General features: G+C 43.5%; 13 protein-coding genes. 3 read left to right on the forward strand and 10 right to left on the reverse strand.

The features are described 5' to 3' along the window. Window positions 1-911: 911 nt before the first annotated feature. The 5 genes from A3K86_RS17990 to A3K86_RS18010 all read right to left on the reverse strand — a co-directional run bounded on the left by A3K86_RS17990 (window position 912) and on the right by A3K86_RS18010 (window position 5,665). Window positions 912-1,529: an AAA family ATPase gene (locus A3K86_RS17990; protein WP_068336972.1), complete on the reverse strand. Its 618-nt coding sequence runs from the start codon at window positions 1,527-1,529 to the stop codon at window positions 912-914. Window positions 1,530-1,813: 284 nt separating this feature from the next. Next, window positions 1,814-2,917, reverse strand: a complete 1,104-nt coding sequence (locus A3K86_RS17995) for an alkene reductase (RefSeq protein ID WP_068334566.1) — start codon at window positions 2,915-2,917, stop codon at window positions 1,814-1,816. A gap of 26 nt (window positions 2,918-2,943) precedes the next feature. Beyond that, the gene (locus tag A3K86_RS18000; protein ID WP_068334570.1) at window positions 2,944-3,582 is read right to left on the reverse strand and encodes a GrxB family glutaredoxin; all 639 of its coding nucleotides are present in this window, start codon (window positions 3,580-3,582) and stop codon (window positions 2,944-2,946) included. Window positions 3,583-3,699: 117 nt separating this feature from the next. Next, window positions 3,700-4,890, reverse strand: a complete 1,191-nt coding sequence (locus tag A3K86_RS18005) for an MFS transporter (protein ID WP_068334572.1) — start codon at window positions 4,888-4,890, stop codon at window positions 3,700-3,702. 106 nt (window positions 4,891-4,996) lie between these two features. Next, on the reverse strand, window positions 4,997-5,665 hold the full coding sequence (locus A3K86_RS18010) for an SDR family oxidoreductase (RefSeq protein WP_068334576.1): 669 nt from the start codon (window positions 5,663-5,665) through the stop codon (window positions 4,997-4,999). 112 nt (window positions 5,666-5,777) lie between these two features. Here A3K86_RS18010 and A3K86_RS18015 point away from each other — a divergent pair, with 112 nt between their 5' ends. Next, window positions 5,778-6,692, forward strand: a complete 915-nt coding sequence (locus tag A3K86_RS18015) for a LysR family transcriptional regulator (RefSeq protein ID WP_068334579.1) — start codon at window positions 5,778-5,780, stop codon at window positions 6,690-6,692. A 100-nt stretch (window positions 6,693-6,792) separates the two neighbouring features. Here the strand turns inward: A3K86_RS18015 and A3K86_RS18020 are convergent, their stop codons facing one another. The 4 genes from A3K86_RS18020 to A3K86_RS18035 all read right to left on the reverse strand — a co-directional run bounded on the left by A3K86_RS18020 (window position 6,793) and on the right by A3K86_RS18035 (window position 10,581). After that, a complete protein-coding gene (locus A3K86_RS18020) occupies window positions 6,793-7,911 on the reverse strand; it encodes a mandelate racemase/muconate lactonizing enzyme family protein (RefSeq protein WP_068334583.1) in 1,119 nt (372 codons plus the stop codon). A gap of 161 nt (window positions 7,912-8,072) precedes the next feature. Continuing rightward, a complete protein-coding gene (locus A3K86_RS18025) occupies window positions 8,073-9,014 on the reverse strand; it encodes a DMT family transporter (protein WP_068334586.1) in 942 nt (313 codons plus the stop codon). Window positions 9,015-9,076: 62 nt separating this feature from the next. Next, a complete protein-coding gene (locus A3K86_RS18030; protein WP_068334588.1) occupies window positions 9,077-10,252 on the reverse strand; it encodes a UxaA family hydrolase in 1,176 nt (391 codons plus the stop codon). After that, the gene (locus A3K86_RS18035; RefSeq protein WP_068334591.1) at window positions 10,249-10,581 is read right to left on the reverse strand and encodes a UxaA family hydrolase; all 333 of its coding nucleotides are present in this window, start codon (window positions 10,579-10,581) and stop codon (window positions 10,249-10,251) included. The genes A3K86_RS18030 and A3K86_RS18035 overlap by 4 nt, the downstream gene beginning before the upstream one ends. A 202-nt stretch (window positions 10,582-10,783) precedes the next feature. On the opposite strand from A3K86_RS18035, the gene A3K86_RS18040 reads away from it, so the two are divergent. Continuing rightward, window positions 10,784-11,443, forward strand: a complete 660-nt coding sequence (locus tag A3K86_RS18040) for a GntR family transcriptional regulator (RefSeq protein WP_068334594.1) — start codon at window positions 10,784-10,786, stop codon at window positions 11,441-11,443. A gap of 139 nt (window positions 11,444-11,582) precedes the next feature. On the opposite strand, the gene ada is transcribed toward A3K86_RS18040, so the two are convergent. Continuing rightward, complete coding sequence (gene ada, locus A3K86_RS18045) at window positions 11,583-12,641, reverse strand: bifunctional DNA-binding transcriptional regulator/O6-methylguanine-DNA methyltransferase Ada (protein ID WP_068334597.1); 1,059 nt, start codon at window positions 12,639-12,641, stop codon at window positions 11,583-11,585. A gap of 213 nt (window positions 12,642-12,854) precedes the next feature. Here ada and A3K86_RS18050 point away from each other — a divergent pair, with 213 nt between their 5' ends. After that, entirely contained in the window at window positions 12,855-13,811 is a 957-nt protein-coding gene (locus tag A3K86_RS18050; RefSeq protein WP_068334600.1) for a DMT family transporter, read from the forward strand. Window positions 13,812-13,829: the final 18 nt, after the last annotated feature.

Here is a 13,829-nt window from a genome sequence, read left to right on the forward strand (position 1 = left end):
AATTGAGCTAAATACCATGATTTCTTTCGCAATATGACCATTAGGAAGTGCAACAAGAATCTCAAATTTAAAATTAAGGTCAATTAATATCTGGTCGGATGACTTGTCCTACAAATGAGTTTAATGACGTACAACATTGATAAAATAATGCAATGAAAAAGCAGCTGTAAAAATAATTACACTGCATCTTTTATTGTTCACCATACGGAAAAACAACTATAGCTTAATATAGTCGAAAGCCATGTTAAGTTGATTAAAAGCGCAGTTTTTCTAAATTTTGCTATGCCCTCCACCGCTTTGTTCTATTGATAGAAAACAAGCAGAAAGACCACGCAAGATCATGGTCGAATTTTGATCACCACAAGCGTAAAGCCTTTGATTTTTAGATAACTTATAATGAAACCACAAACGATATGCTAGTCTCGCGACAACGGAAATTGCTTATTAATTATTCTATTAATAGGATTAAAGATTCATTTAGAGAAGTGGTGAGTTTATTAAAAACATCAAAAAAACAGCCAAAATAATGTCATCGCGCGATAATATTTTGACAGTTTTAATCTTATAATTTTTAAATTTAGAGCGAAAAGAAAATACGGTACCAATATAAAAACAACTATAGCGAATAGTTAAAATTTGTATATAAATTACCTTTTAATAGAATTGACATCAAACCTTGTAAAAATTTGAATAACACACTTTGATTGTTCAGTTTGTTAAAAAATAGTCAATTTTTGCTTGTGGCACATAATCCACAGCATTTATAAGGTTAAGTTCGCATCCCAAAAACGTCTAAATGACACAAAATTATTGGAACTATCATCCGAATTTTGACTAAAAAGCAGCGCTTGGTTTATAAAACTCACCACTTTATCGATATTTTAATTGCTATATATCAGTAACAGTATTTGTTAATAATGAACCGCTTCAACATTTAGCTCCTCTAAAATAAATGCCACTCTTTGCTCAACACTTATTTGGGGAACTTCCACCAGCTGATAATCGAATGCTTGATAGGCTTTAATCATTGCCTGATAAGTAGCAGTTGCGGTTGTAAAATCTTGCTTCCTTTCCTTGTCATTAACATAGATCTCCTGCCATGGCGGGAAAATAAAGACGGTTGGATGATAGCGGTGAGACTGGCAAGCATGGTTGAGCATAAAGCTCATTGCCAACTCCTCAAGCAGGGAGTAACCATAACAATCAATAATCCCACGCTCATAAAAGCACAATGACTCACCTTGCACTGTAGACTGGAATGTCACTGACCCACTCTTCTGGGCGTCTGTAGCAAATCGCTTTTCGATTGACGCTCCAGCATGAAATTGATGAATATCGGTCGCCAGCATGACATCCCGAAAAGCCGTTTTGTCATCCCAAGGCAATGCCGTGCCAAGTAAGTCAATTTGTTGCTTGATCACTGAGCGCCCTGCCTCAGGCACACAGGCATACCCCAATTCAGCCAATGCACTAAGCACTGAGGTTTTGCCAGAGCCGGGACCACCTGTGAAAACGACACGTTTTTTCATGGCACTCATAGATATTCCTTTTTATTAAAACTTAGTCGAAATAGAGAGGGAGATAAGAGAACTTGAACCAGCTCGGGATGAAACTTCAGCCACGCCAGAAAAACGCAGCAAATAATAAGAAAGGTCGTAACGGAGGAGTAGGTTATCATCACACTTATTGATAGGAAAGTCAGTAAGTGCAAATTTAGAAGATCGGAATAGGCGTTTTAGTCGTGGCGAGTAAAGAGGATGAAACAACAAAAGGATGGTTTAGTAATAACCATCCTTTTTAATATCAGGTGAAATTACGCAGTCTCTACCTCTAGCGCAGGGTAATCCGTGTAGCCCTTCTCGTTACCACCAAAGAGCGTTGCTCCATCTAAATCCGCCAAAGGAGCTTGATGCTGAAGACGCACCACTAAGTCTGGATTCGAAACAAACGGACGACCGAAGGCAATCAAATCCGCGTAACCTTTTTCTAAGATCTCATCAGCTCGAGCTTGGTTGTAGCGACCTGCAACAATGATGGTGTTGCTAAACAATTGACGTAATTCAATACGGAAACTTTCAGGGATTTCAGGGGCATCATCCCAGTCAGCTTCAGATAAATGCATGTAAGCAATATCACGGGCTTGTAGCTGTTTTGATGCTTCAAGAATCGTCGGTACAATGTCTGGGCAGTTCATATCTTTAAAAGTAATGAATGGTGCTAGACGCACGCCTACCTTATCAGCACCGATAGCGGCAATAACCGCATCAACCACTTCAAGTAAGAAGCGAATACGGTTTTCGCGGCTACCACCGTAATTATCGCTACGATGGTTTGAGTTAGTACGTAAGAACTGATCAATCAAGTAACCATTACCGCCGTGGATCTCAACGCCATCAAAGCCCGCTTCCACCGCACGTTTTGCTGCGTAGGCAAAGTCTTTCACCACACGGTCGATATCAGCTTGAGTCATTGCGCGTGGTTTCACGCAATCAATCATGTTGCCATTGCCTTGCTCATCCGCAATCCATACCTTGGTCTCTACAGGCGCCAATGCTGATGGTGCTATTGGTAGCTCACCGTGTTGGAATGTTGGGTGAGAAACACGCCCTACATGCCATAGCTGACAGTACATAGCGGCACCTTGATCTTTAGCGGCTTTAGTGACTTTTTTCCAACCCTCAACTTGCGCGTTGGTGTAAACACCCGGAGTGAACGAATAGCCTTGAGAGTCATCAGAAATCTGTGTTGCTTCTGAAATGATCAACCCTGCCGTTGCACGTTGTTGATAGTAGGTTGCCATCATATCGTTAGGAATATTCCCTGGCTGGCTTGTACGGGCACGTGTCATTGGTGCCATCACCACGCGGTTTTGTAGCGTTAGTTGTTTTAGCTGTGCTTTTTCAAATAATTGGCTCATTGTTTTGTTCCTTCAATCCTGAAAAATTAGTAATTAGGTGTAAGTAATTTCACTTTTGATTTCTTACTGACCGACTCCATCCAGTCTCGGACAGTGCGATCCCATTCAATTTCTAGTGCGCTAAAAAAGCCACGAAGAATAGAGAAGATCACGGCTTCATCGACCAAGCTCACGTACTGGTAAGAATCGAGTTTGAGTATGTCGCCAGCAAGACGGATCAAGGTTTCCACTTCTTTGGCAATGGCTGGTGTATTGGCAAGCAAAACATCAAAATTTAGCTCTTCCGTTTCTTTCTTGCTACGCCATGCTTTTTTCGCCGATTCTGTCGCAAACTCAGCTAGGTGCATCGATGACCAACGTGGGTAACCAATTTTCTGCAACGGTTTAAAGGCTTCACGTTGCCACTCAAGCACTGCGGGGGACGGTTGGTGAGTTTCGGTTGATTTCGCTTGCGCTAGGAAGTAATGAATAATATCGAGGCTTTCTGCTAACGCTTCACCGTTATTTTTCACCAAAACAGGCACTTGTTTGCTGCCGATAATATCGGTGGTTGTGGTGTCATCATCATAATCGATTGTGATGACGTCAACTGAGAGGTTGAGCATACCTGCGACATAACGGACGCGAGCGCTAAATGGGCAATGTTCGTAAATATACAGTTTCATGTTTTATCCTAATACTCTGATTTTATTTCTTATTTATGCCACTTGAAGTGGGCTTTCTTGTATTGTGTTATCCATAGCGAGTGACTCAGTGGTAAGCCACTCGCTAAAAGTTTGTACTTAGGCGTTATCCAGCTCTGGTGTCATTGCCTGTAGACCTTTCTCTCGACGGTTAGCATGTGCGATAAACAGCAAACCAATCACAGGAACAATGATGGCAGCGTATGGGATCATGCCCGCGCCCATTTGACTATCGAGCACCATGCCACCTAAGAAGCCACCAAAAGCATTCGCTAAGTTAAAGGCTGAAATATTGGCAGTGGCAGCCAATTCTTGTCCTTCACCACCGTGGTTCATTACTCGAAGCTGCATCGCAGGTACGTTGGCAAACGATGCAATACCAAACACAAATGCTGCCGCTACAAACATCACTTTGCTTTCAACCACCAGCCCTACTAGCACCAGTGACACAATCATCGCAAAGGCCCAGAACATTGATGCTTTTTGCAGATTCTTATCTGAAGAATGTCCACCAAGGGTGTTACCCGCAATCAAGCCCACACCAACGATAACGAGAATCCAAGTCACAGCATCTTCACCAAAACCTGTCACGTGCATCGCAATAGGCGCAATGTAACCGTACAAAGTCATGAAGCCAGACCAAGCAAACACGGTGATCGCAAGGCTAAGTAACAGCATTGGATTTTTAAACGCCAGCAATTGTGCTTTAACATCTTTCGCTTCACTGTGACCTGTTGATTGGATCACAGTGCCGATGAAGAACAGTGCCACCAGACCGAATGCCGCTACTGTGATAAACGTGGTATGCCAACCGAAATTAAGTCCAATCCAAGTGCCTCCTGGCACACCTAATACATTCGCAAGAGTCAGGCCGGCAAACATTTGACCCACAGCGCGACCCGCCATTTTTTCAGATACCAAGTTGGTTGCGACTACAGCACCAATCCCATAGAAAGGCCCCTGAACTAACCCTGTCACCACACGACTTACCATCAAAATGAGATAGTTAGGCGCAAAGGCAGATAACAAGTTGCCGGCAATAAATAACACCATCAAACCTGCCAATACGGCTTTCTTATTAAAACGGGCGAGGTAAATCGTCAGTAGTGGGCCACCGAACACAATCGCCAGTGCATAAGCACTAATGAGGTAACCGGCTTGTCCTTCAGTAATGGATAATGAATTCGCCACTTGTGGCAAAATTCCAGCAATAACAAACTCAGCAGTGCCAATCGCAAACGCTGCAAGCGTCAAAATCCATACCTGCAACGGCATTTTTTCTTTATTCATTGGGATCTCTTTATTATTAATTCGTTAAGTGAGCGGGATTACAGTTAACTTTCAAAATAAGTTATTCAGGGCGCGGCGCTGTTTATCAACGCCGCACTGATGCGGCTTAATTCAGCAGTGCACCACCATCAACATCGATGATCGCCCCAGTCATATAAGTGTTTTGAATTGGAAGCAGGTATGCCATAGCCAAATCGCTAGCTTCGCCTACTTTGCCAACAGGAAGACTCTGTTGCGCTCCAGCTAACATCGCTTGGCGCGCATCGTCAGCCATACCTTGATATGCCTCGGTATTAGTTAAACCTGGGCTTACGGCATTAACGCGAATAGGGGCTAACTCTTTAGCCAACACTTTGGTTGTGGCTTCAAGTGCAGCATTCATTGCTGTTTTAACATAGGTATTGGCGACCACTTTGCGCGACAACATGCCTGAGGTTAGCGTGATGCTGCCACCTTGTTTGATATAACGAGCACCATGTTTCGCTGCATTCACCGCCCCCCAGAACTTGGTATCAAATGCCGCTTTCGCTTCTGTAGTATCAACATCAACAACTTTACCGCCCGGTGCAGAAGAACCTGCTGTAATGATCAGATGATCAAACGCACCAATAGATTCAAAGTAGTGGTACACCGCTTGTTCATCGCTAATATCTAAGCCGGTTTGACGACTCGCGACATGCACAATGCTGTTTTCACCTTCCAGTTGTTTGGCAACGGCTGCGCCAATGCCTGATGTTCCACCGATAACCACATAAGTTGTTTGCTCTGTTTTCATGATGACTGCCTCAGTATTGTTTCGATGGAGTTAGTATATTCATTCGACATAATTTGATAATTGAGTAATTATCAAATTAATTATTCGACTGAGATGAACAATAGAGGCGAAAGTGGATAAGTTTTCAGATATGACATTGTTTGTCAGCATAGTGAAGAATCAAGGACTAGCGGCCGCTGGACGAGAGCTTGGACTTTCCCCTGCCACGGTTACCGCAAGGTTGCAAGCTTTAGAAGATCGCTACAGCGTCAAATTACTCAACCGCAGCACCCGTCATATTTCACTGACCGATGCGGGTGCGATGTACCATCAAGCCTGTTTAGAAATCATAGATAGTGTGCAAGAAACTGAGAATCTTCTTCAAACCGGTACGAAAGAAGTCCGCGGTTCGCTAAAAATCTCGGCACCTCGCGATATTGGCAAGCAATTTATCTCACCATTAATCTCTGAATTTGCTGACCAATACCCAGATGTCGTCCCCTATCTCTATTTAAACGATAACTTATCGAACTTAGCGGAGTCGGGACTGGATATCGTCATCCGTTATGGTGAGCTGGCTGACAGCAATTTAATTTCCCGCAAACTGGCATCAAGCCGACGGGTCTTGTGCGCATCTCCTGATTATCTGGCGCGAAAAGGCACGCCGATAACGCCACAAGATTTGGCACACCATGATTGCCTAACCATGGTACGTAGCAACGAAGAACTTAAAACTTGGCACTTCCAAGACAGTGAACAGCACAATGTGATCACTGTAGTGCCCAAACGCTGTTCCGATGATGGTGAAGTGATCCGTCAATGGGCATTGGACGGTGCTGGCATTGCCCTGAAGTCGATTCTCGATGTGCAAGAAGACATTAAGCAGCAGCGCTTAGTTACTCTACTCAATGGGTATATGAAGAACTTCAACGCTTCAACCTCTGCCACAGGCGCAGATCTGAACGTGATTTACATGAGTCGCCAATACCAACCCAAACGCATCCGCTTGTTTGTTGATTATTTAATTGAGCGGTTTCAGCAGCTCTAAAACCGTGTATTGCGCCTCATTACAAAAACAGGGCAGACCATTTTACTGATTTGCCCTAGTCTTTTTTCAACTGTTTTCGTTGTTATTAAAATGAGTGCTGTTAATCAATGCGATACTGTTCAATAAGCGCTTCATCAAGTTCAATACCTAGCCCCGGCGCATCTGACACCTTCACATAACCGTTATCAAATTGAAGCTGATTTTTCACAAGCGACGTAAATAACGGACTAGTGCTTTGAGAAAACTCCATCAAAGTTCCATGCTCACAAGAAGCCAAGAAATGCACTGATGCGGCAAGTAGAATTCCAGTACTAAATCCATGTGGAATCAGTTGGGTACCATGAAGCTGTGCCATGTCGTATATCTTTTTCATCTCAGTGATACCACCACAACGTGTAATATCTGGCTGAACGATATCGGCATTTGACTTGGTAATAAATTCTTGGAACTCGTAGCGTGTTGTCAGTGATTCACCACCAGCAATTTTTTGCGAAACTTGCTGAGTCAATTTGTTGTAACTGTTTAAACTATCCGCTAATACTGGCTCTTCGATCCAGTTGAGGTTAAAAGGCTCTAAACGCTTTGCCATCATCGCTGAATGACCACACGTATGCCATTTAGACGCCAAGTCGATCTGCACTTCGACTTCAGGTCCTACGGCTTCACGTACAACTTTAACAATTTGATAATCGATTTCAGGATCATCACCAAAGACACCACCACCAAATTTAATACTAGTAAAGCCTTGCTCAATAAGAGCCTTTGCAATAACACTGTTATCTTCTGGGTTATCAGCAGGAATAAAAGTCCCGTAACAACGAATACGATCACGATATTTACCACCTAACAAAGTATGTACAGGTACACCATAAAACTGACCCGCAATATCCCATAGGGCAATATCAATCGCACTGATTGCATGAATACCAGCCCCACGGCGTCCCATGTAATTCGAAGCCCAGTACATTTTGTTCCATAGGCGTTCAATCTCTAGCGGGTTTTCACCCAGTAATAAACGCTTTAAGCCATTACAATAAAAATTAGTTTGTGGCGCTTCAATGCATGCTTTGACCATCGCAGGGCTAGTATCTGACTCACCAATACCCACAATACCTTGATCGGTGTGAACCTTTACCACTACCGCATCTTCACCCCATTCACACTCAGCCTCTAATGCAGGAACGCGTAAGGTAATCACTTCAATATCTGTAATTTTCATTCTTTCTTTCCTAACTATTTTTAATTTATTTTCGTTTTTTTGCTTTTATTTAAGAGTGATACAGCGGCAACACTAAACCCGCCCAGCTTGTTAACAAGCAGGTGAAATGCATATCAAAAATCAATTTTTTATAGAGTGTTACCGCTGCTTATTAGCAGCAATTAAGCTGTTTCTTTTTCAGTTGCCGCTGCCAATCCCAATTTACGTTTAATGACATTGATATCCATATCGAACAAAATCAAAGCACCAATTACCAATACTAGACCAATGATTTTTTGTGTTGTAACAGCTTCATCCAATAAGAATATAGACAGTACAAATGCCGATAATGGGATTAAGTTTTGTACCATATTGGCACGAGTAACACCGGTTAAGACTAATGATTTAAAGTACATCACATAAGCCAAACCAGAACACACTAAACCTAACATGAGCACGCTAAATAAATTCATGCCACTCGCAAACACCACGCTCACTTCTGATAAGTCGGAACCTTTAAATGCAGCCAAGATAACCAATGAAATGGTCGCAAATAAAAATTGGTACAGCATAGTAGAAAGACCATCGTAACGATCTGCAAAGTTCTTATTAATAAAGCAAGAAACGATAAAACCCATAACACCAATCACCATATACATGTGGCCGATGTTTAAACCTGTATATTGATTGGTAGGATCGAAAGCAATAAAGAACGCCCCGACGAAACTAATAATTACCGCAATAGTTTGAATCAAGGTTGGCAACTTTCGGTAAAGCGGAATCGATACCAAGACAGTGAAGATTGGAATCATACCGTTAATCACCCCCACTTCCGATGCTGAAATATATTCCAACGCCAGCAGTGAGGTATAAAAGAACATAGCTTGAGCAGCAATACCTGAAATTGCCATTAACGGAATATCTTTCACCTGCAACCATTTACGGTCTTTCGTGAAAAAGAAAAACACAATGCCTAGCCCCACAGTTGCAAGACTATAACGCGCAATCGCAAAAACCACCGGATCAAGTTTACCTGCTAACACGCCAGAAAATGGGAACGAAGCCCCCCACATCACGGCACACATAATCGCTAAGACTAACCCTGTTTTTTCTTGTTTGTTCATGTCTGATCTCCGCCGCACATTTTAGTAATGTACGGCTAATAATTGAATGGTAGGGAAATTGCTTACTCAGGACAGATATTCAGCACTCGCTCAAGTCTTTGATCTTTCTGATACAAAGACGCATAAGCAAAACCAACACCTTCAATATTCGTTAGACCGCCATTGGCAACAAAATGAATTTTCTTCACAATTTCATCTGAAACATTATCGATAGTATCGGTCGCCTTCATGATGCCGCAGGCATTGATATCCATATCTTCAGTGATCAGATGTTCATTACCGGAGACGCGAATTACTGGCGTAATGGCGTTGTTGAAACCAGCACCACCTGACGTCCATAAGATTAAATGTGCTCCAAGCGATGCAAAGTGCATTGCTGCTGAACCACACAGGTGAGTCGTCTCTGTGAGGTAAAAGCCCGGTTTAGTTGGTTTTTCACGATGAAGGTGGTTAATGCGAAGCACATCTTGAATAGCACGAGTCCCCGTTTTATGCATCGCACCATGGGATTTTTCATCAATTGTGGTTAAGCCACCGACACTATTACCAATCGACATGGTTTCCACATCTGTGCCTTCCACATGCCAGCGGTGCTCCTCTTCTGCAATCAACTGACAAATCTTGTCAGCAACCTCAGTACTCACTGCACGCTGGCGAAGAATGTCTTCACAACCAATCAGCTCAATTAACTCACCAGCCATACAGGTTGAGCCCATATCCACCATCTTATCAACTGCAGCTCCAACACTTGGGTTAGAAGCAATACCAGAACTGGTATCCGAGCCACCACATTTCACACCAATCACCAGTTTAGATACGGGCACATCCACACGCTCGATACTGTTAGCATAAGCTTCAAGCTTTTTACCCAACTCTATACCTTCACTTATCGTGGTACGCGTTCCTTTTGATTTAATGACGGTCATTGAGTAAGCATGCAAACCAGTTGCACGAATAGGTGCAGCAACTAGCTCAGGATCAATCGAGCCACACCCCATTGCGATAACCAATACACCGGCCACATTTGGATTAATTCCGGTATGAATCATGGTATCGATCATTTCTTCGTTACCACCCAGCATGCAGGTGTTGTAGTTCGTGACGACTATTGAACCTTTCACTTCATTACTGATATTGCGTGCAATGCCTTCACAACATTCATCAACCGCAATAATCAGTAAATGGTTACGTATTCCGAACGTACCGTTTGGGCGTGGATAACCTTTAAAAGTGCTCATTGTTCAATCTCCATCTCTTCGATAATCAACTCGATAATATTTTCAGGAATATCAAGGCGAATACTGCGCACATTCTGAACATGTACTAATTGACCCAAGGCAATATCTGTAACTGCCTTCCCGATAGTGAAGCCAGACTTAATAACTTCCTGACCATTATCGATTGGGCATAACGCCACTTTGTTACCAAAAGGGATGTTTTGTAGGACCATGACCTTTGCAACGGTCTGGTTTTCTGTGGAGATGATTTCTACCTCTTCACCTTTGCGCAAATTACCCAAAAGCGTCGCCACATTGTCAGCTTTGGAAAGCTGGATCGCTTTAATCATTATTCGATCTCTTGTTTATTGTCGGACAATCGACATTAATACAAACAACAGATTTACAATAATTGATTTTAGTCAATATCCGGTTGAGTCTTTGCGGCGCAATTCACCGAACTGTGACAGATCGCAGATCTTTTGTTGTTTGCAGTCGGTTGATCATCGTAAGATTGTTCGACAGAACCCCGTGTACAAACAAGTAAAGACAATGAAGTTCAATAAACAGAGCCTCGAAGAACAAGTGACCGATTACCTCCGCGAAAAAATTATTAGTGGGGAGATAAGTCAAGGCGAAAAGATCATCGAAAGCACCATGGCGAAAGAGCTCGATTTATCACGAAGTACGATCCGAATGGCACTTAACTCGTTGTCGCATGAAGGATTAGTGATCTCGAAACCCTATGCTGGTTGGCATGTAATTTCGTTAAATGAAGATGACTTGTGGGAGTTGTATAACTTGCGAGTAGCGCTAGAAAGCCAGTCGGCATCTATGGCTGCCGAGCAAGCAACCGACAAAGATAAGCAAGAACTTCAAGCAATCTTAAATGATTACCTTCAGCTTTGTGAAGAAAACCCAACGGATCTTCGTGCGATCATCGATGCAGATTTCGCGTTACACAACAGAATTGTTGAAGCAAGTAACAGTAAACGAATGGAAAAGATCTACAGTCAAATTGCAAATCAGCTTAAGACTTACCTTTGCATGACTCACTATGACTACGATATTTCCCAAAGTGGACTGAGTCATAAACCAATTATTGATGCAATTATTAATGGCGATCCAAAGGCGGCTCGTACTGAAGCAAAGGCAAATATCACCCCCTTCACTGATTTATGTGCTTTGCTAAAAGCAGAAAAGAAAAACTAATTCCCCCCAAGGTGAGTCAGTTATTCTCTACTCTTTTCTCTATTAACTGATCACTCCTTGCTCTATCAAGGCGCTCACTAAGCTGGCGCCTTTTATACCGTGTTTATTATCTATACTTGTCACCAGACGAAAGATGGAATTACTGGTGAATACCTTCTTTTACGAGCAATGCTTGCTTACGCTCCAGCCCCCAGCGGTAACCACCGAGAGAGCCATCGCTGCGCAATACGCGATGGCAGGGGATCAGAATACCAATTCGGTTCTTACCGCAAGCGGTGCCAACAGCACGGACTGCATTGGGTTTATCAATGTGAGCAGCCACTTCACTGTAGCTCATGACCTCCCCCTCTTTGATACTGAGTAAAAAGCGCCATACTTTCATTTGAAAAGCGGTGCCTCGGATGTCTAACGGCACCTCAGGCTTGGGGGCGCCTTGGCTGATATGGTGATCAAGGGCGGTCATCCAGTTATCTAATTCCGGCGTATCTTGTGCGGCGGAAGGGACCAAGGTAGCCTTAGGAAATTCAGCCGACAGCAACTCAACCAAATGACTTTCATCATCACCAAATTGAACCGAACATACGCCTTTTTCTGTCGCAGCCATGATCATCAAACCCAGCGCGGTTACTCGACAAGCATAATGAATATTCTCGCCTTCCCCGCCAGCACCATAAGCTTTGGGCGTCATACCCATAGTACGAGTCGCCTCACCGTATACTCGACTCAGTGAGCCATAGCCAGCCCCGTAAATCGCTTCAGTTACCCCTTCTCCTTGTTGCAACGAACGTTTGAAATGATTCAGCCGCAAAGCATCTTGATAGTGCTTTGGCGAGATCCCCAACATGGCTTTAAACACCCGTTGTAATCGCGATGGTGACAACGCTGCAATATCACCCAATTGAGCTAAGGTGATCTTCTCATCAAGGTGAGCTTCAATATAACGGGCAACCGCAATCATCTGCTGAGTTTGCTCACTTTTTCCCAGTGGAAAACAGCGCTGACAAGGCTGAAAACCCGCTAGCAACGCCGCCGAACTATCAGCAAAAAAACGTACATTTTCTGGTTTTGCCGCTTTTGACGAGCAGGAGGGACGACAGAAAACACCAGTCGTGATCACGCCATAATAAAAACGACCGTCAAAACGAGGATCTCGTTGAGCGACGGCTTGTCTCATTTCATTTTCACTTAGCGGTACCATGGGCTTCTCACTATCTCTGTTGCGACTATCAACTTAATATCATCACAGTTTGCTGGATCCGGCTATCCGATTCTTGCTAACAAAAACACGACAAAGGCAAAATTCGGATGTTTGTTCATTACTCTCATTCCTAAACTCAGTGGCAAATAGCGTGTCGCCACAGGCGAAGCGCTTCATCATCTATAGTGAATACGAACAAACAGGTAGGAATTGATGACAAACTCAATTACTCACACCATGAGCGCCAAAGTCTGGGCAATGTTGATCTTACTTTCCATATTATGGGGCGGATCGTTTTTCTTTGTCGGAATCGCGGTTCACGAGCTACCACCACTCACCATAGTCACTCTGCGAGTCACCTTAGCTGCACTCACTTTATGGCTATTTGCTTTCTTTATCGGGCTTCGTCCACCTACAAGCCTTAAAGTGTGGGGATCATTTTTAGGAATGGGATTATTAAACAATGTGTTGCCATTTATTTTGATCGTTTGGGGACAAACACAAATCGCCTCGGGGCTGGCAGCTATTTTAAACGCCGCAACACCCATTTTTGCTGTGGTCGTGGCTGGATTATTGTTACCCGATGAAAAACCGACCCCATTAAAAATCTTTGGCGTGGCGATTGGATTTATTGGGGTCGTCACTGTTATTGGTTTACCGCAACTAGAATCAATAACCGCCATACAAAACGGGCATCAAAGCAGTGTTTACTTCCTTGCTCAGCTCGCCATTGTCACCGCCACTATTTGCTACGCATTAGCAGGCGTTTATGGGCGCCGCTTTAAAACGCTCGGCATTAACCCCGTGCTGACAGCCGCAGGGCAAGTAACAGCTTCAAGCTTAGTATTACTACCAATTACAATCACTGTAGAGGGAAATTCACAGACTTTCGCGAGTGTCAGCAACATCACTTGGCTTGCCATCAGCGCACTTGCCGTATTCTCGACAGCAATGGCTTATGTTCTGTATTTCAAAATATTAGCGCAAGCAGGTGCAACCAATGTGTTACTGGTGACGCTACTCGTTCCCGTTTCCGCTATCTTACTTGGCGCGGCATTTCTTAATGAATCATTAGCAACAACCCACTTTATTGGCATGATGATCATTGCACTGGGCTTATCAGCCATTGATGGTCGGCTATGGCAAAAATGGCGCACACACCCGAGTTAACTCACTGGCGAGAATAGA

It is taken from the genome of Photobacterium jeanii, from assembly GCF_001650345.1.
In the GTDB taxonomy this organism is placed as follows: Bacteria; Pseudomonadota; Gammaproteobacteria; order Enterobacterales; family Vibrionaceae; genus Photobacterium; species Photobacterium jeanii.